General features: G+C 57.6%; 15 protein-coding genes. 3 read left to right on the top strand and 12 right to left on the bottom strand.

Annotation, left to right across the window (positions count from 1 at the left end):
• Positions 1-54: 54 nt before the first annotated feature.
• From ACR0LW_RS05475 to ACR0LW_RS05465, 3 genes are all read right to left on the bottom strand, one after another.
• Complete coding sequence (locus tag ACR0LW_RS05475; protein ID WP_480881840.1) at positions 55-1,200, bottom strand: rhamnan synthesis F family protein; 1,146 nt, start codon at positions 1,198-1,200, stop codon at positions 55-57.
• Positions 1,178-1,465, bottom strand: coding sequence for a hypothetical protein (locus tag ACR0LW_RS05470; protein WP_480881839.1), 288 nt, complete (start codon positions 1,463-1,465; stop codon positions 1,178-1,180). The genes ACR0LW_RS05475 and ACR0LW_RS05470 overlap by 23 nt, the downstream gene beginning before the upstream one ends.
• A 169-nt stretch (positions 1,466-1,634) precedes the next feature.
• On the bottom strand, positions 1,635-4,454 hold the full coding sequence (locus tag ACR0LW_RS05465; protein ID WP_480881838.1) for a glycosyltransferase: 2,820 nt from the start codon (positions 4,452-4,454) through the stop codon (positions 1,635-1,637).
• A gap of 151 nt (positions 4,455-4,605) precedes the next feature.
• Here ACR0LW_RS05465 and ACR0LW_RS05460 point away from each other — a divergent pair, with 151 nt between their 5' ends.
• On the top strand, positions 4,606-5,637 hold the full coding sequence (locus ACR0LW_RS05460) for a phytanoyl-CoA dioxygenase family protein (RefSeq protein ID WP_480881837.1): 1,032 nt from the start codon (positions 4,606-4,608) through the stop codon (positions 5,635-5,637).
• 54 nt (positions 5,638-5,691) lie between these two features.
• Here the strand turns inward: ACR0LW_RS05460 and ACR0LW_RS05455 are convergent, their stop codons facing one another.
• Positions 5,692-6,960, bottom strand: a complete 1,269-nt coding sequence (locus ACR0LW_RS05455; protein ID WP_480881836.1) for a sulfotransferase family protein — start codon at positions 6,958-6,960, stop codon at positions 5,692-5,694.
• A gap of 190 nt (positions 6,961-7,150) precedes the next feature.
• Between ACR0LW_RS05455 and ACR0LW_RS05450 the strand changes: the two genes are divergently transcribed.
• Entirely contained in the window at positions 7,151-7,885 is a 735-nt protein-coding gene (locus ACR0LW_RS05450; RefSeq protein ID WP_480881835.1) for a sulfotransferase family protein, read from the top strand.
• Positions 7,886-7,944: 59 nt separating this feature from the next.
• Here the strand turns inward: ACR0LW_RS05450 and ACR0LW_RS05445 are convergent, their stop codons facing one another.
• Positions 7,945-8,850 (bottom strand): LysR family transcriptional regulator, encoded by a 906-nt coding sequence (locus ACR0LW_RS05445; protein WP_480881834.1) that lies wholly within the window; start codon positions 8,848-8,850, stop codon positions 7,945-7,947.
• A 97-nt stretch (positions 8,851-8,947) separates the two neighbouring features.
• Here ACR0LW_RS05445 and ACR0LW_RS05440 point away from each other — a divergent pair, with 97 nt between their 5' ends.
• Positions 8,948-9,595, top strand: coding sequence for a class I SAM-dependent methyltransferase (locus tag ACR0LW_RS05440; protein WP_480881833.1), 648 nt, complete (start codon positions 8,948-8,950; stop codon positions 9,593-9,595).
• A gap of 85 nt (positions 9,596-9,680) precedes the next feature.
• On the opposite strand, the gene ACR0LW_RS05435 is transcribed toward ACR0LW_RS05440, so the two are convergent.
• From ACR0LW_RS05435 to ACR0LW_RS05405, 7 genes are read right to left on the bottom strand one after another with little or no spacing between them, the layout of a single operon-like run.
• Entirely contained in the window at positions 9,681-10,583 is a 903-nt protein-coding gene (locus ACR0LW_RS05435; protein ID WP_480881832.1) for an FAD:protein FMN transferase, read from the bottom strand.
• Entirely contained in the window at positions 10,580-11,095 is a 516-nt protein-coding gene (locus ACR0LW_RS05430) for a nitrous oxide reductase accessory protein NosL (protein WP_480881831.1), read from the bottom strand. The genes ACR0LW_RS05435 and ACR0LW_RS05430 overlap by 4 nt, the downstream gene beginning before the upstream one ends.
• On the bottom strand, positions 11,092-11,913 hold the full coding sequence (locus tag ACR0LW_RS05425; protein ID WP_480881830.1) for an ABC transporter permease: 822 nt from the start codon (positions 11,911-11,913) through the stop codon (positions 11,092-11,094). The genes ACR0LW_RS05430 and ACR0LW_RS05425 overlap by 4 nt, the downstream gene beginning before the upstream one ends.
• The gene (locus ACR0LW_RS05420) at positions 11,910-12,803 is read right to left on the bottom strand and encodes an ABC transporter ATP-binding protein (protein WP_480881829.1); all 894 of its coding nucleotides are present in this window, start codon (positions 12,801-12,803) and stop codon (positions 11,910-11,912) included. The genes ACR0LW_RS05425 and ACR0LW_RS05420 overlap by 4 nt, the downstream gene beginning before the upstream one ends.
• Positions 12,793-14,049, bottom strand: coding sequence for a nitrous oxide reductase family maturation protein NosD (locus ACR0LW_RS05415; RefSeq protein WP_480881828.1), 1,257 nt, complete (start codon positions 14,047-14,049; stop codon positions 12,793-12,795). Before ACR0LW_RS05415 ends, ACR0LW_RS05420 begins: the two co-directional genes overlap by 11 nt.
• Before the next feature lies 1 nt (position 14,050).
• Positions 14,051-15,958 (bottom strand): TAT-dependent nitrous-oxide reductase, encoded by a 1,908-nt coding sequence (nosZ, locus tag ACR0LW_RS05410; protein ID WP_480881827.1) that lies wholly within the window; start codon positions 15,956-15,958, stop codon positions 14,051-14,053.
• 14 nt (positions 15,959-15,972) lie between these two features.
• On the bottom strand, positions 15,973-18,096 hold the full coding sequence (locus tag ACR0LW_RS05405) for a 4Fe-4S binding protein (RefSeq protein ID WP_480881980.1): 2,124 nt from the start codon (positions 18,094-18,096) through the stop codon (positions 15,973-15,975).

The following is an 18,096-nucleotide window of genomic DNA, read 5'->3' as shown; positions in this document are numbered from 1 at the left end:
GCGGGCTGACAGATTTCGACCGAGCGCGGCAGGTGCCGTTGGTAGCTTTCTAGATTATTTTAACAGAGTTCGCCTTAGATACTGCGCTTCTTCCGCAACGTCCCAGGTGTCGCCAAGGCTGTTGATGATCCTCATTGTAATGTCGGACGCTTCCCGCTGATGCCAGACGGGTGTTTTCTTCAGAAACGGAAACCGCATTTCTCTTAGGTTGAAATCAGGCAATGCGTAAGAAACGCCCAGGCATCTCGCGGCCGCAAGAAGAAACGATCTAAGTGTTTCGGCGTCGGGGCAGCTTTGCAGGACTTCACGCTTTAACGTTTCAAATCTGGGATTACCCAAGACGATCACATTCTCGGAAATCTGTTGCAGACGTTCAAAGGGTAAATTTGCCAGAAGGTTGTCAAGCTGTTCAACCGGATAGGTGCTTGACATTGAAAGGCCTTGTTCAAGCGCCCATTTCGTCAGGCCCTTTTCGCCCCTTTTTACGGTCAGGTCTTTGTCATTGACCAATGGGTAGTTTTTCCAGAACTCAAAAAAACTTTGATTGCGCAGCACGTTCGGTGAAAAGGACACGGCGAAGGACTGAAGATGGTAGCCGGACGCAAAAGAACCATAATCCCAGGGCTCCGGCGTTAGCGATTTCGGGACAATTGTAGATCCTCCAAAATTGGAGGTCGCACCGATAAAATCTGTCGGGCTTTGTTCAACGGACGCGAACCAGTTCTGCGATCCCGGAGCCGGAAACCAGGTCGAGTCGTTCAGAAGCGTCAAGCGCGTCAAGCTGTCCAGCCGATCCCGCAGGTAAAGGTTCGCCTCGCGATACGCGCCGAAGTCATAGCCGTGGTTTGGACGTTCAATTACAATCGCGCTTCGTTCGGAAACGGATGCCTTGTCTTTTTCCGACAATGGCATGTTCGAGACCGTGATAGGGGATACTCCGGCTTCGAGCATGTAGTCCAACGCAGCAAGTCTTGATGGCCACAATCCAAAAAAAGGAGCTATTACATAAATGCAGACATGATCCTTCAATGCGACCGCGCCGGGTGAGATTCGAACCTTTGACCGCTGGGTATGGTCGTAAATAAACGGCGAATACACGCTGGATGCGGATCGATAGATCAGGCGGCTGAGTTGCCGGGCGGGCCGAACAAGTTCCCTTCTTATTTTTGCACTCCGGCTAATTGGCATGGCGATTGGCACCCGTTTCGGGCCAGTTCTGCTTTGCGGCCGTCAAAACGGCAATTAGGTTCCAGCGGTCCACATCTGGAATGTTGCCGATCCGCAAACTGCAAACGACAAGCCCGTCTTGTTCAGGGATAGCATGTGCCGCAGGCAGTCCAGACGCCGCAACATGCGACATACAATTCTGGTCGAACGCCCGACATTTCTCGGCTTGTTTGATCTGCGGAACCCAATGGCGCTGCCAGAGCGAGTTTTTTTTATTGCGTTCAGTCAGCTTGGTCATTCTTACCTATCATCGATCCTATAGGGCCATTCGGCAATGCCGACCTAGCCTTAAGGCACTCGTCTCGTCGAATGCGCATTTGTTTCAGCGCAAGTATGGTTCCCCATATGTTTCAGTGCGTCGATGCTCTAAATAGTCCCGCTGGTTCATGATCTGAACTCAAAACTGATCACAAAACCGGTTTTGCCGTTTCACGTTCAGAGCCGACGAAATTGGCAGGAACGTCCGGGCGGCGGTACGGCGCCTTACGGATCGTTTCGTATTCCGCGTCGAAAGCAGGTCGCTTTGAAACCGGCGCATTGCTCGAAACACCACCATGTATCTGATGGAATGTTCCTTCACCCAGCAACATATGAATCGTCACGCCCGGTTTCTCGCAAGCGCGTTTCCACAGATCAAGGTTCGCTAGACCACCGCCCGGCGAGCGGAAGCGCTCCTCGAACCCATCCAGTTCTATCCAAAGTTTCTTGTGCATAAAGACAGCGTTTGCTTCGGACGGAAGAACCTTCCAACCCTTGCCTGACGATTTTGCGAATACCGAAACATCGAACAGGCGATACCCGTCGTCTTCCCATCCTGAGTTTTCCAAAAGGGCATCCTCGGCAGAGGCGTCATATCCAGACTGAACCGCATCGGCCTGCACTTCGTGCCCCAGATGAAACCCGAAGGTTCCGACAATTGCATTTGGGTCTGTGTTCAGTTGATCCAAAGCGCGAGACAGCATGCCGGGTGATGCCATGCGCGCGCCGTCAATGAACACGCCGATCTGATCCGCCTTGGCGGCGGCAAGCCCTATGTTCACGGCGTGACATGGGGAGACATTGCCAGCTGGCAGGGAAATGACCCTTGCATTGGGGGTTGTTTCAACCCAGCTGGCAAATCCGCTCGTGTCGGTGGAACCGTTGTCCACGATGATTATCTCGTAATCATCCGTCGAGATGTCCTTTTGCATTTTGGCGGACAGCGTACGCAGTGTGCGTGGAATTTCCCGCGCCATCTCATGTGCAATCACTACGACCGACAGGCGCGGGGTGGCGGGAACCTCAGATCCCGTCGCAGTATCTGCAACGGGACCATCCGCCAGACACGCCGCCAGATTTCGGACAGGTCGTCGGCCGGTTGCCGCGCCCAGACCCGCAATCGGTTCGGGTTTCATCACCTTGTCCAGTGCCTCGATCGAGGCGACATCATAAGTGTTTCCCAGAACCCCCGCCTCGATTTCCTTGTAGTGGCGCCTGAGTTTGGTGTTGTCGGGATCAAGGCCAGAGACAACGGCAAGACCCTTGCGGTAAGGCCCGACAAAGGTTTCAAATACCGATACGGACAAATCCGGCCGGTAGCGCCTGAGTATCGGGACGATCTTGTAGACGTCACCGCACCAGGCGTTGAACCGGCGGTCGCGCTCCAGCATCTCGATCTTGTCCGGAAGCACGTCGTCGATCAGAATAACGCCGTCGCGACCCATCCATTTCTCGGTTTCGATGAAGTCGCGCACCACATATTCGGCCAGATGCATGCCGTCGATGAAGGCAAGATCGATGCCTTGCGGGAACAGTGCCTTGCACCTGTCCGTGTTGGCAAAGAAATCGTCGCTTGTTTCCCGATACAGCCGCGCCGGAGCTTTAATCTGATTTGACAGAGTAAACGCCGGATCGACACCGACACTGGGGCAGTTGGCAAGACTCAGGCTTGCCCCTGTATCCACGCCAATCTCGAAATAGCTTTCAGGTCGTACATGACGATGAACCTGTCGTAAGCAGTTCAGGTAACTCAGCTTCTTTTCTTCAACGCCGTTGCGGCGCGCAGCTTCGGATAGCAGACCCAAAGGGGCAAGATGGGGCCGCGCCCTTCGTTCATCCGGCACAAGACCAACGGTCAGGGTCGGTTCGTATTTTTCGGTAATGCCCGCGCGGATACGGCTGATATAGACGTCTGCCAACTGAGACAGAACTTTGTTGCTGGCTTTGCCGAACTCGGTTGAGATGGTCGGTACACGCTGCGTCATGCGCCGCGTTTTGCCGTACAGGATAGGGCTGCGCGCATTGACGATGGCCTGGCTTCCGGTGACTTCTGCGTGGCGGTTCTTGTATTCGGCGACAAGTACGTTGCGGTCTTCCGGTGACTTTTGCGTCGTCACGCCGCTGTGGTCCTGATGGAATGTGCCTTCGCCTGAAAGAATGATGTAGCTGTTGTCCTGCTCATGTATAAGGCGCGAAAAAATCTCGAGATTTGCGAACCCAGCGCCGGGCTCGCTGTATCGCTCATCAAAGCCGCCGTTTTCCTGAAACACTTTGCGTGTCGTAATCAGGCAATTGGTTTCGATAGCATCTACAAAACTGCGCCGATAGTTCTCGCCCGGATAAACTGCATATTCAAACAGACGATAGCCATCCGCGGGCCAGCCAAGCGCTTTCAGATCTTCGGTCTCACGTTCAAATGCATCGGATGCCAGAGTGAGGTTCTGGGATTCAGCCCCCAGAATGTACTGAGGTACGTTGATAACCGGGTTTTGGAATCTCTCGTAGACTTCGCCGGAATTGCGGACGACACCCGGTGACAGCATATGGGCCCCGTCGATCATCAGCGCGATCATCTCATGACGGGCGGCTTCGATACCCTGGTTCAGTCCGAAAACGGGCGAGGGGTGGCCATCCACCCTGATGATCTGGCTGACAAATGGAAACCGGGCTTGAAGATCGGCAGGCAACGGTTCGTTCGAGCCGTTGTCGATGATGATGACCTCGATGTCGCCTTCAGAAACGCCCTGATAGTCCGGTGAACACGAAATCAGGGTCCGTTCGATTTGTCTGGGGATGTCGTAGTAGGCGATAACGATGGACAGGCCGGAAAAGACACCTTTCGCGGCGTCATCTTTCGGCCGTTCGGATTTCAGGCTGTCGGTAACCCTGTCAAACGTCGCCTGATAGATGCGATCACGCTCTTTCAGCTTATCACGTTCTTCTTCAAGCGCGCTGATGTGCCGAAGCAACTGATCTATCCGTCGCTGTGTTTTTGTATTCGGTGACATCGTCCGAACTTTCTCAATTCTGCTCGCGTCCCAGAGTGGTAATTGAGTAAATTTACCAACACAACCACACGAATCACGGGATCGCGCATTTATGACACAGGTAACATCGCCCTTGCACGGGGCCGTTCTGAACGATGAGCTGGTTGCGAAGGTTTCGAAGGCAGCCGGGGTTTTTCGCAAGGACGGTCAGATCGGCGACTTGGTACGCCTGCGCGATTCAAGGGTGATGGCAGGTAAAAGCGTGCACACCGATCTGAACACCTCGTGGATGCGAGGCAGGCCCGTGGCGCCCGAAAACCTGTTCGATTTGGGCCCGCATGGAATACCGGAAGTCGATATTCATGAGTTGACAAGCGATGCTGTCATCAGCGCGATGCATCACTACGGCGCGATAATCGTCAGGAACTTTTTTGAACCGGCTCGGGCGTTGCGATTCCAAAAAGACATTGATGAGGTCATGGACTCGGCCAAAGCATTTGCAGAAGCCACACAGGACGGTGGGCCTGACGATCGCAGCACGACCCAGAAATCTTACTTCATGCCTCTGACCAAGGAGGCCGGGTTAGACAGAGAAACGGCGCATGTATTCCTGAATGACAGTGGTTCGATCGAGACATTTCTGTCTCCGCTCGTTTCGCACAATCTGTTCGACAGTTTTGAACGCGTCGGGTTGCGGGAAATTTTACAGCGCTACTTTCAGGACGAGCCATGCGTTTCCTACCAGAAATGCGTGCTGCGCCGGGCCACGCCACTAAAGCATAAGGCTGAATGGCATCAGGATGGCGCCTTCATGAACAAGAACATTCAAAGCCTGAATGTCTGGGTCGCTTTGACTGATTGCGGCGAAGGCACCGAAAGTCCCGGGATGGATTTGATTCCGAAGCGACTGACCAAGGTTTTGAAGCCGGGTACGAATGGCGCGATTTTCAACTGGTCGATCTCAGGCGCAACGGTCGCCGAAACCTTTCCCGACATCAAACCGGTCAGACCATATTTTGGCGCAGGTGATGCGCTGTTTTTTGACCACTTCAACCTTCACGCAACATCGTCGGACCCGGGTTACACGCAGCCGCGATATGCCATCGAAACATGGTTCTTTTCCAAGTCGCACTGCGCGACGAACCAGACGCCGGTGTATTGGTAACCGGCATCTTCCGAAGCGTATTGGGGCGGCTTGTCAACGGGTGCGAAGCGGCCGCTAGGCCTTACCAACGCGCTTTTTGAGAGACTTTCTGATCTTGCGTAACCGATCCCGAAGAGATCGTCGATTCACCTTGATCGAAGATGCAACCACTTTCGTCAGCGGTTGTTCCAGTTGCTCGCGCAGTAGCTTTACCTGCTCTGTCTTCAGGTCCAGCGCGGCGGTCAACGACGCGACGCGACGGTTCAACTCGCTGCATTCCCGGTCGTAATTGCCAACGATGAAGTTCAGCATCGGTGATGCTTCATCAAGCTCTTGCCGGACACGGGCAATTGTCGCCAGCGCTGTGGGTGCATTCGGGTCGTGTTTCAGCAACCGCAGTGCCTCGTAGACATCGCTGGTCCATCCGTGGGTCAGATCGTTGTGAATGACATCTTCGGGCGTGCGGGTGTGGTTGCGCAGGGAGGTGCTTAGAAATTCATCAATTTCCGGGACAACTGTCTGCAGATCATTCGGATAGGACAGTTGCGAATGTTCTGCCGCCATCGTCAGGGTTGTGACCGGGTCCGAGATACAGTCTTCATATGCAATAAAGGTGCGCTGCATCCCATCCGTGTCAGACACCGCATCCAACATATATCTCAGCCAAAGCAGACACGCGTTGGTTTCCGAAAGCGCGTTGCGCTTGACCAAAGACGCGATGACCTCCAGCGGGTTGCGAACCGTTATCACGGCGGTCATCGGAACCTGATTTTCCAACGCTGCGCGGTAATGAGGCACCAGCCTGCAAATCCTGGGTTCTTTCAGAACGACAGGTTGACCCGCAGGAAACTCATCGGCGAGCAGTGCCCTGATATCTTGTTCGAAATTCTGACGGTCTTTCGCGCTGACCGTTTTCAGCTTGCCAGGGCTCCAGTCCGCCCATGTCAGGTCAGCACCGTTCAGATAACGGTCGTTCAATCTGGCGACGGGTTGGCTTTCCCAATGTCCGCGTCTGTTCGATGCATTTCCTTTGATCAGTGTTTTCGGCAATGCATATCCCAAGAGGTTGAGCACCCTGGTCACAGAGGAACTGCCGCTGCGATGCATACCTAGAACCAGTACAATATGTGAAGGAAGCGGTGCGTCGGTCATTCTGATTAAACTCGCTTGAGATTCTGAGCTTCGTTGGGGTGGATGCGTCGGCCCGACAGGGTTACCTTGATACCTGAATTGAGGAGATAGGGTGCCATGCTTGGTTATTTTGCCGTCCGGGACTGCTTCCGAATTTTGGTCGGTACTGATCTGAGCACATCGGCCTCGAAAATACCGGCTGACCTTAATCATCAAAGGTAAACCAAATCAAGCGGTGGATGATGTTACGGCGCTGGCCGTATCACAACGTGATTTGATCCTGTTGCTTTGGTTGCTTTTGCCTCTGGGCCTACAGATAACGCTGACGTAGAAGAGTTGTGAAACCGTCCTGCCTTCGCCTTCAGCAAAAAGTGGAGTTCTTTTGAAAAGTTCATCAACGCGGTTGCCAAACCTTCTTTTAGTCGGTGTTCAAAAGTCAGGCTCGACCTGGATGCATGAAGTGCTGTCTTCGTCACGGCATATATTCGGGTCCGCCAAGAAAGAGGTGAATTTCTGGGGGCGGGCCGACTGCGCTTCGCGGCTTGATGAATACCGCGCGCATTTTCCCGTCCGCGAAAAGCCAGGTGCCGCATATTATCTTGAAAGCACGCCACATTATTTTCATGCACCCAATGTCTTTGTGGATATTGCCAGTCAGATAAAAGGTGCAGTCCCGGATGTGCGCCCAGTGGTTATTCTACGCAATCCAATTGATCGCTACCGGTCGGCCTTCACGCATCACATTCACAAGGGGCGGCTGGACTACACACCTGAAATCGATCTGATGACAGATGACCACATTATGCTGTCAATTGGTTTGTACGGACGTATCCTAAGTCATTGGAAAACGGTGTTTCCTGACATAATAGTTTGCCGCTATGATGATCTGAAAGATAACCCGGCTGCCGCGATCAGGCATCTTTTTTCCGAGCTGAAGATCCCGTGTGACATCTCGCTCGACACGCTGTCCGATCCGATTCACACCAGTGCGCACAAAGTCAAAAAGTCCGGCTGGCCCGCGTCACCGCGTCTTACACCTGGGCTGCACAACAGGCTTGTGGATTTTTATCGCGAAGACATTCTGACCCTGCAAAGCCTTGTGCATTTTGACGTAACAAGTTGGCTAAAGACGGCCTAGAAACGGCGTCGTCCTTGAGAGATGTAGTACGCGTTTCTCAGAACCGTCGACAGTTTCACTCACACCTTCCTACCTGCCTTGCCGCCGAGTTGCTCGGCAAGCAGGTCAAAGACAAATCGGATGCGTCGCGCGGTGTGCAATTCGGAATGTGTGGCCAGCCAGATCGGAAAGGTGAAGGGGTCCCGATCAGGAAGTACGCGTTCAACTCCGGGCGTCATGGCGGCGACGTCGTCTGACATGACACTCACGCCCAGCCCCTGACGCACCAGTTCCCAGGACACAACACCGGTTTTTGACCCCATCCGAAAGTTCTTTTCCGTAACCGGAATCCCGGCCGGATTGAGGAAGCCAATCATTGTGCGCACTTCGCCGAACCCGACAAAGTCCAGCTTGGCAAGCTCTGCTTCGGTTTTGGGCCGACCCACCTGATCCAGGTAGGATGGTGCCGCATAGAAATGCGCTGTCGCCTCGGCCACCAGCTTTGCGATCAGGTCCGGTTGCGTTGGGCGTACATGTCGGATCGCAATGTCGGCCTCGCGTCGCTGTATGTCGCGCAGGTCATTCGCGGCAACCACATCGATCTGCAACCGCGGTGCGAGTTTGCGTATCTGTTTGAGGATAGGCGGAAGCTGGTAGGCGGACATGATGTCCGACGCGGTAATCCTGACCTGACCTTCGATGGTTTTCGACTGGCTCGTTGCCGTTATCGAAATCCGGTTTGCGACATCGGCCATCTCTCGCACATGCACCAGCAATTCTTCGCCCGCGCTGGTCAGGTTCAGCGTTTTGCCGACCCGTTCGAACAGGGTGACGCCAAGGGATTGCTCAAGCGCTGCTACCTGACGGCCCACGGTGGGTTGGGTTTGTTCAAGCACGCGCGCCGCCGCCGAGAAAGACCCCATTTCAGCCGTCGCCAGAAATGAGCGCACCTGGTTCCAATCGAAATTGATCGCCGTCCAGTTCATGCAATAATGCATAACAGTTCTGCAATTCGAGGCAATTCCATATATCTGTGTTTAAGTTTAGCAGGCGCAAAGCACCCATTTACGAAAGAGACGCATTATGGCCGCACGAACCACAGATGCCGCATTCTGGAGCAGGATATCCCGCAAATACGCATCCGATCCAATTCGGAACATGGACGGGTATCTTAAGACGCTGGAACGCACGAAATCCTACCTGAAACCCGATGACACCGTGCTTGAGATCGGCTGCGGCACCGGGTCGACGGCGCTGTTGCTCGCCCCTTATGTCGCCCACATAACCGCCACGGATGTGGCACCGGGAATGATCGAGATCGCCGGGGAAAAGCTTGAACGCGAACGCTTGCAGAACGTCACATTCCAAGTGGCCGAGGTTCTTGATCATCCCTCGGACCATGCGACATATGACGCGGTCCTGGCGCACAACCTGCTTCACCTGCTGCCGGATCTGGACACGGCGCTGGAGCATATTTGGTCACTGATAAAACCCGGTGGTCTTTTCGTTTCCAAAACGGTCTGCGCGCCAAGTGGTGGCGGGTTCAAATACGCGATGATCCGACGCGTCGCGATCCCGTTGATGCAGGCCGTCGGAAAAGCGCCGTTTGTAGAGTTCTTGCCAGCGGCGACCCTTGAACAAAAGATGGCCGCCGCGGGGTTTGAGGTAATCGAGACCGCAGATCAATTCGGAACGTTGCCAAGCCGCTACATTGTCGCGCGAAAGCGCTGATTGCGTTGCGGCTTTCAACCACAAGGCAAAAGCGACTGGGTGGGCGACGGTGCTGTTCTGTTAGGGATGTGTTAAGCCCATCAAATCAAATCTGCATCTCTAGCCTTGCGCCCGGAAACTGTGACAGAACCGCGTCGATCATGTTTTCGGGAAGCGCGCACAATGCCGTCGATAATCCGTCGGCCATCGCCGCACTGGGCGCGGACACCGAAATGGCGCGGTGAACCAAACCTTCGCCCGTTGGGTTCAGGATATGCCCGTGCCCCCCGGACAGCGTCATTGTTGAAGGGGCCGAGGTTGCGACGGCGCGGTCCTGTAGACCGATATGACGGTGCACACGACCCTCCGGGCCCGCCAGCCCAACTTGCCATGGGCGGCCATCGCCGCGTTGCCCCTCGGCGCGGATTTCGCCCATGTTGACCAGAACATCCCGGAGACCGAATGATTTCAGAAGGTTGGCAACTCGGTCCGTAACCTCTCCTTGCGCGACGCCGTTCAATGTCAGCGCGGAAAGACCGGGGGAAGGCAAGCGTATCTCTGTCGCATTGACCGAGACCTTGTGCCAGCCAATCGCGCGCCAAGCAGCCTCGCGCGTGGATGCGTCTGCGTTGTTGGCCAAGGCCACCCACAGCGGTTGAACGGTGGGGTCAAATGCGCCGTCGGACGCAGTGTGCAGGGCCGTACACAAGCCGAGCAATTGCAGCATCTCGGGCGACGGGGCCGAAAGGCGCCCGTCCTTGTTCAGACGGCACAGCTCTGACTCGGGGCGGTACAGGCTGAAGATATTTTCAAGCCGGGCCACTTCGGCGGTGACAGCGTCGAAGATGGGGGCGGCGTCGGCCTTGTCCAGCCCATTCAGGCGCATACTGGCCTGCGCCCCCAAAGCGATGCCGCGCCATTCGGCGAAGCGATCGGTCGCAGCCTTTGCCGGAAACGCGGCGCAAGCGGCTGAGATGGTCAGAAAGCGGCGACGGGTCAGGGTGGTCATGCGGGTGTCTCCAGCGCGAGGTCCAGATCGACAGGCCCCAGAACTTCGGTGTCAGGAATGTCAGACAGCGGGAGCGCAGTACCGCCATATTCTGCAATAAAGCCCTCGGCCGCGGCGGGATCGCCAAAGGGCACCACTTCGCGCGCGCCCATGCCGCCGGCGACGTTGGCCCCGACCACAAAGCTGGCACCCTCGGCGTCGATCCAGTTGGAAATTCCGGGTTGCCGCCAGCTGGGGGCGACGCTCATGTCGCTGACATAGACGGCGGTGATTCTGGCGTCCCGTTCAGGGCTTTTGAGATAGGCCACCATGTCGCGCACCTGGGCAAAAAACAGCGGTGTGGGGTAGCCTTCCAGATGGATCTGCCCCTTGGGGCCGCCATGTTCGGCGATGTTCATCTGGCAGAAAAAGCTCAGCGCGTCCGGGGCCAGATCGACCGGGTCGGGGGCCTCGGCCACCTCTTCCTTGCAGGCGGTCAGCGCGATCAGGGCGATTAGGGCAAGGTGTTTCATGGCTCAACCCTCCGGAAGGCAAGGCGGGCGAGGGCGAAGGTGATCACCGGCCAGATCAGCAAGGATGCAGGTGCGGCCCAGACCGGCAAGGCCTGCGCGGCCCCGGTCATGCCAGATGCCATGGCGACGCCCTCGGTCGCGGCGATGTTCCACAGACGGAAAGCGTCGGCCGGGTTGGCTACCATCACCCAGGGAAAGACGGATTGGGTAAAGCTGCCGCCCTTGTCCATGACGACGGCCCCCAACAGGCCCAGATCATAGAGGACGACAAAGACTAGCCAGAGCCCGGCCGACAGACCCGCCGCCGCCGTGGCCCCCTTTGCCAGGGCGGACAGCAGGTATCCCAGCGCCAGAAAGACAGCGCCCAGCAGGATGGAAGTAAGGATCAGGCGCACCAGCGCCATCAGGCTTTCCGGCCCGGCGCCACCAAAGAAGGCTGCCACCGCGCCTGCGGTGCCGAAGCCGATGGTCATGGCAAAGGCCAATGCGGCCAGATGGGCGGTGAATTTGCCCAACAGGATTTCTCCGCGTCCCGCAGGGTAAGACAGCAGCAGGGACAGGCTGCCCCGGTCTACGTCTCCGGCGATGGCGTCGAAGGAAATCATCAGCGCCAGCAACGGCGCAAGGTAGACCGACAGCGTGGTCATCGAGGCGACCGAGACGGTCAGCATATCGACGCCCAGCGTGCCGGTTGGGGCGCTGCCTGCAAAGGTCAGCGCCAAAGCGAACAGCACCATGATCAGCGTGGCGACCAGCAGCCAGCGGTTGCGGCGCAGGATCAGCATTTCGGTGCGGGTGATGGCGAGGAAGCGGGTCATTGCAAATCCTCCTGTGCGTAATGGCGATAGAGGTCTTCCAGCTTGGGCGGAGTCATCTCGACATCCGCTACCGCGTCGCCCAGACCGGCGATCCGGCGCAGGGCTTTCATCTTGTCGTCGGGGGTGCAGAGCAGTTCGACCGACGCGCCATTGATCCGGTTGCCGCCCAGTTCGGCGGCCAAGGCATCCGGGTTGTTGCTGGCGCGCACCTTCAGGCGGATCGGCAGACCGGCCAGCGCCGACAGGTTGTTCAGCGTGTCATCGGCCACCATCCGGCCCTTGCGCATGATCGCTATGCGGTCGGTACGGGCCTCGACCTCGGTCAGTGCGTGGGACGCGATCAGGACGGCGGTGCCCTGTGCGGCCAACTCGTCGATAATGGCATAGAGGTCCTGTCGCGAAATCGGATCAAGGCCGGAGGTCGGCTCATCCAGCAGCGCCACTTTCGGCTGGCCCAGCAGAACCTGTGCCAGACCCAGTCTTTGCCGCATTCCTTTGGAATAGGTGCCGATCCGGCGATCCAGTGCATCGCTGAGGCCAACGCGTTCCAGCAGGCCCGGCACATCCGCCTTCGCGCCCGATAGCTGTGCGAACAAGGTCAGTTGCTCGCGGCCTGTCAGCGCCGAATGAAACGACACCGCCTCGGGCAAATACGCCGTTTCCCGCCGCGCCTGCGCGCTGCCGGGGGTGGCGTTTCCGATCCGGATGGCTCCGCCATGGATCGGCGTCAGGCCGAGGATGGATTTGATCAGGGTCGACTTGCCCGCGCCGTTATGGCCCAGCAGCGCAACGCGCTGGCCGGGGGCAAGAGACAGGGTGATATCGTCAAGAACGCGGGTTTTACCCCGATCCTTGAGAACATGGTCGATTGACAGGGCCTTATCCGTCATGAGGCACCTTTTTCATTGCTGGGGGTTCAGGGGCTTGCATCAATGGGTTGCTGTCCATCACGCCGCCCGGCAACAACGCCGGGAAGGCCGATTGCGACCAGCGCACCAGCTGCACGGCGGGGGAGCCGAGCAGCAATTTGGCTGCGGGTTGGGTCCACAGCACATGATCCATCGAGTCGTTGGGGCGATAGGGGGCATCGGCAATGCCATTGCCATCAACATCAAAGGCGGCGAAATCGGACCAGTAATTGCCGCGCCCGTCTTCGGACCACTCGACCCATTTGGTCGAGACGTATTTCACCTGGGTCCGGTTGCCGACAAAGGCGTTGCCAAGGATGCGATTGCGCTCGGAACCCGCCGTGAAGTGGATGCCGATGCCGCAGCCCTGGAACCAGTTGTCGGTGAATTCGTTTTTGTTCGAGTTATACAGGAATGTGCATTTCTCTTTCGCACCTTTCACCACATTGCCGGTGATGGTGCTTTTGTTGGCGTAGTTCAGCATCACGCCATGTTCACGGTCGCCGATCGAGACATTGTTGGCCACGGTCACATTGGTCGTAAACATCACCGCATAGCCCAGATCGTTGCCGATTGAGACATTGTCACTGACGACCGAGTTGTCGGCATACATATAGTGAACCGCAAAACGCAGATCGCGGAACAGGTTGCCGGTGAAAGTGTTCTTCTTGGACGAGTTCACAAAGATCCCGTCGCGGCCATAGCGAATATCATTCGATTCAACCCGCGCACCCGGCGCGTTCCAGACATAGACACCATTGCCGCGCGCGTTCATGTGGCGGTCCTGCCGCCCCTCGATCCGGTTGCGGCGCACAATGCTGTCTTTCGCACCATGGATGTCGATGCCGTAGAGATTGCCCAGCAGCACATTGTCCTCGACCACCGGCGCATGGGCCGTCTTGGTCAGTTGGATACCGCTGTCGATACCGTCATGGTCCAAGCCGGACCCGATCACCGTCAGCCCGCGCACGGTCACGCCCGGCCCGGTTACGGTGATGACGCTACCTTCGCCTTGTCCGTCAATGGTGGCCAAGCCCTGCCCATCGATTGTGATGGGCCGGTCCAGAACCAGTGTTTCGGTGTAAACACCGGGGCTCAGGCGGAGGGTATCTCCATCCGCCGCCTGCGCCAGTATTTCATTGATGGCCCCCGCCCGGTTGGGCACATCCCAGTCTGCCGCCCAAAGGGGCGAGCCGAGCAGGAACGGTATGAGCAGGGACCAACGCATTTTATGCACTCCGGGGTTCAACAAACATCCGGCCGCGCATTTCCATGTGCAGCGCGTGGCAGAACCACTGGCAATAGTACCAGTGCACGCCCGGACGGTCGGCAATGAAGGTGACCGAGGCGGTGGCCTGCGGCCCGATCTCCATCGCGATGCCAAAGTTCGACAGGCACAGCCCGTGGGTCACATCGTCCACATCATCCAGGTTGGTGACATAGATCGTAACCTCGTCACCCTGTTTGACGGTGAATTTCTCCATGCTGAACACGGGCGCGACCGAAGTCATGTAGACGCGGACCTTGTTGCCATCCCGGATCGGCTCTTCCGCGCCGTAATCCAGATCGACACCATCTGCCTCGGCCTGTTTGCGCGCGTCTTCCCACATCGGGTCGTTGCGATCCCAGACATTGACCGGGTTCACTTTGGACCGGTGCACAAGGATCGAGTCATGCGGTTCTGCAAAGGTCGGGCCGTCATGGACCACCTTCATCTTGTCGCCCGAGATATCGATCAACTGCTCGTTTTCAGGCTTCAGCGGACCTACGTTCAGGAAGCGGTCTTTCGAGAACTTGTTCATCGAAATCAGCCACTTGCCATCGGCCTCAGCAGTCTCACCCATCGAGGTCGAGTTGTGGCCCGGCTGATACTGCACGTCCACTTTGTCGAGGATCGGATCAACATCGGCACCTGCGTAGGCTTCGATGGCCTTGGCGATGTCCCATTTCACCACCTGGCTGTCCAGGAACAGGGTGGTGTAGGCGTTGCCTTTGCCGTCGAACGCGGTGTGAAGCGGGCCAAGACCCAGCTGTGGTTCGGCAACGATGGCGGAACGCGGATCGGCGTTGTCGGCAAACAGCGCATCGACTTTTTCCACATCAATCACCGAAACGGTCGGCGACAGCTTGCCGTTGATCATGATGTGTTTCTTGTCGGGTGCTGCGTTCACACCGTGTGGCGAGTTGGGGATCGGGATATAGCGGGTCAGGTTGCCACCGGCCTCTTTGCGACCGTCTACGACCTTGACGCCGTTCAGTTCCTGATAGTTCCCGGCAGCCACAGCCTCTTCGATGCCTTTGAGGTTGAACACGACCACATGGTCCAGCTCATTCTCGGTCATCTCGGCCAGGTTCATGCCCATTTCCGAGTTATAGGACGTCGAGAAGGCGTATTTGCCCTGATAGTCGCAATCGGTGTTGTCGAGGTTGCCCGACACCATCACCTGCCACGCGATTTCCATCGTGTCGCCGTCGATGGCGGTGAAGATGTTCACGTATTGCGACGGATCGTCGAGGATCTGACCATCATTGACCAGCGGCGCCTCATGTTCGCCATTGGCGAAGATGTAACCGGTGCGCGGGTATTTCTGCGGGCGCAGACCGTGGATGTCATGCGCGTTCGGGATCTCGATGATCTTGTCGCATTTCATCACGTCGCAGCGCACGCGGGCCACGCGGGTGTTGGCCTTGTCGTTCATGAACAGATAGCGGCCATCATAGGTGCCATCGGTGAAGGACATATGCGGGTGGTGCAGGTCGCCGTTGTCGTAAGTGACCTTGCCGTTTGCGGCCAGATAGTCCTTGGTTTCGGGCAGCAGGCCCTCGGTCAGGATTTTCAGCGATTCATTGGTCTGGCCCCAACCGGTGGCCGAGCAGCGGTTGAACACCGGAACGCGCATCAGTTCGCGCATGGACGGCACACCGAGAATACGCAGCTCACCGGTCTGGCCCGAGGACCAGAAGCCGTAATATTCGTCCAGTTCACCCGGTTCCAGATGCGCATTCGCAGCAGCACTTGCCTCGCGCGCGGTCATCAGGGTTGAGCCCAGACCGGTCCCGGCAATCACCGCGCCGGTGGCGGTTGCCCCCAGCATTCCACGGCGTGTGATATTCAGTTTCTTATCATGTTCCGACATGATCGTTCCTCCTTTTAGGAAACGGATTGCGGTTTGGCGTTCGGATGGTTCGCCGGTGGTTGTCCGAGGGGGGTCTTGAGGTTGACCGACCCTGTCTTGGCCCGCCGTTTCAACTGGCGGATAACGACGGGACATTTGTCCTCGGACTGGTAGAGCACCTGACAATGCAGGCAGGTGACGCACTCGTTCGGATTGATCTCACCAGTGGGGTGGATCGCCTGAACGGGGCATTCGTTGGCGCAGGTCTGACAGGGGCTGCCGCAATCGGGATAGCGGCGCAGCCAGTCGAACATGCGGATACGGGCGGGGATCGCCAGCGCCCCGCCCAGCGGGCAGAGGTAGCGGCAGTAGAACCGTTCGATGAACAGCCCGATCCCCAGCAGCAGCAGCGCAAAGACGACAAAGGGCCAGTCGCGCATGAATTTCAGGATGATCGCGGTCTTGAACGGCTCGATCTCGGCATATTTCTCGGCCAGCGGGATCGAGACAAAGCTGAGACCGAAGAGACCGAGGAAGATCATGTATTTCGCAGGCCAAAGACGCTCGTTCAGGCCCCACGGCAGGGTCCATTGCGGCACCTTCAGCGCACGTGCGATCTTGTTGGTCAGTTCCTGCAACGCGCCGAACGGGCACAGCCAGCCGCAATAGGCACCCCGGCCCCAGAACAGCAGGGCGGCGGCGACAGCGAACCATTGGATAAAGACCAGCGGGTCCAGCAGGAAGGCGTCCCACGAGAACCCTGTGCGCAGGCTGCCTGCCAGCGCCATCAGGTTGACCACGCTCAGCTGGGCATTGGCGTACCAGCCGATGAAGAACAGGGTCATGGTCAGGTATCCGATGCGGAACCAGTAGAAGACCCGTGCATTCATGGTCGCGTGGAACTGGAAGAAGAACGTGGCGGTCAGCACCAGCAGCATGACGCCCAGAACCACGATCTCGACCGTGCGGTCCTTCCAGATACGCTGCCACAGGGCGGCTTTGGCGGCCGCCTCGCCGGTGGCGTCGTCGACCACGACAGGGGTGGCGACCGGCAGAAGATACTGTTCCGGCAGTTTGTAGCCCAGATCGAAGGTCAGAAAGGTCTTTTCAACCGCGCCTACGGCCCGTTGCACCAGCAGTTGCAGGCGGAAGGGTTCAGCCGGGTCAAACTCGGCATCAGCGGGGATTTTGAAGATGTCGAGTTCGGTAAAGCTGGGCGCATCCGGCGCGGCCACTTCACCCAGACGACGCTGCTGGCGGTCAAAGAACCGCACCGAACTGTCGCCCTGGATCAGCTGAATCCGGTCGAAAATCCCGCCCCGCACATAGCCCGAGCCTTTGAAGCTGTACGCCCCGCGCCCCAGCACCAGAATGGCCTGTTCGCCTTCGCCCAGCCAGTTCACAAGGTTCTGGTATTCGGCCTCACCCAGCAGCGATTTGCCGATCGACGGGACCGAGACCAACGCCATAAGCATGTCGATAAAGGTGTCATCCGGTTCGCCGGGTTCGGGGCGTTTGATGGCGCGCTGATCGCCCGTGGCCTCGAACGCCGCGTTGACCTGCCCGATATCCAGCGTCAGCCGCCGGACCGAGCCGTCGCCGGACAGCGTGGTCCAGTCATAGACCGCATCCTGCGCCATATCGACTTCGCGCTTCGGCCCATCGGCCAGCACGGGGGACAATCCACCCAGACCCAACGTACGGGCCACTTTGATCCCGCCGCGCACAAGGCTGTCGTCGATCACCATGATCGTGACGGTCGCGCCCGAGATGATGTCGAGGTCATGCCCCTCACCTCCGGTCTCGGCCTCAACCTTGAGATCCAGACCGGCATAGCCTTCGGTCAGCTCAACCATGCGCGAATTGGGGATGCCGATCAGAACGATGGGTTCCGAATGCTTGACCAGTTTCACACCGGTCAAAACCGCGTCACTGTCGATGGCGGCGACCACATGGATGGGCTTGCCGGAATATCCGGTGGTACCCACGAAATCGGATGTCAGAAAAGCCCAGGCAACCGTTTCACCGCCCTTCAGAACCGGGGCAACGGGTACGTCATCGCGCACCGGGCCAAAGGCATCGGCACCGGGAACCAGATCGGCAGGCGTGACATCGGGCAGGAAACTGGCAAGGCTGTCGGCATGGGCGCTGATCGCCAT

Source organism: Ruegeria sp. N4, assembly GCF_056531425.1.
Note: the sequence above shows the minus strand (reverse complement) of the source record. Positions and strands in the feature narration are given on the sequence as shown.

Bases quoted from the DNA above. Each gene is read 5' to 3' on its own strand.
- nosZ (WP_480881827.1), bottom strand. From the start codon at position 15,958: ATGTCGGAACATGATAAGAAACTGAATATCACACGCCGTGGAATGCTG.
- ACR0LW_RS05430 (WP_480881831.1), bottom strand. From the start codon at position 11,095: ATGAAACACCTTGCCCTAATCGCCCTGATCGCGCTGACCGCCTGCAAG.
- ACR0LW_RS05425 (WP_480881830.1), bottom strand. From the start codon at position 11,913: ATGACCCGCTTCCTCGCCATCACCCGCACCGAAATGCTGATCCTGCGC.
- ACR0LW_RS05435 (WP_480881832.1), bottom strand. From the start codon at position 10,583: ATGACCACCCTGACCCGTCGCCGCTTTCTGACCATCTCAGCCGCTTGC.
- ACR0LW_RS05440 (WP_480881833.1), top strand. From the start codon at position 8,948: ATGGCCGCACGAACCACAGATGCCGCATTCTGGAGCAGGATATCCCGC.
- ACR0LW_RS05470 (WP_480881839.1), bottom strand. From the start codon at position 1,465: ATGACCAAGCTGACTGAACGCAATAAAAAAAACTCGCTCTGGCAGCGC.
- ACR0LW_RS05405 (WP_480881980.1), bottom strand. From the start codon at position 18,096: ATGGCGATCAGCGCCCATGCCGACAGCCTTGCCAGTTTCCTGCCCGAT.
- ACR0LW_RS05455 (WP_480881836.1), bottom strand. From the start codon at position 6,960: ATGATTAAGGTCAGCCGGTATTTTCGAGGCCGATGTGCTCAGATCAGT.
- ACR0LW_RS05445 (WP_480881834.1), bottom strand. From the start codon at position 8,850: ATGAACTGGACGGCGATCAATTTCGATTGGAACCAGGTGCGCTCATTT.
- ACR0LW_RS05415 (WP_480881828.1), bottom strand. From the start codon at position 14,049: ATGCGTTGGTCCCTGCTCATACCGTTCCTGCTCGGCTCGCCCCTTTGG.
- ACR0LW_RS05420 (WP_480881829.1), bottom strand. From the start codon at position 12,803: ATGACGGATAAGGCCCTGTCAATCGACCATGTTCTCAAGGATCGGGGT.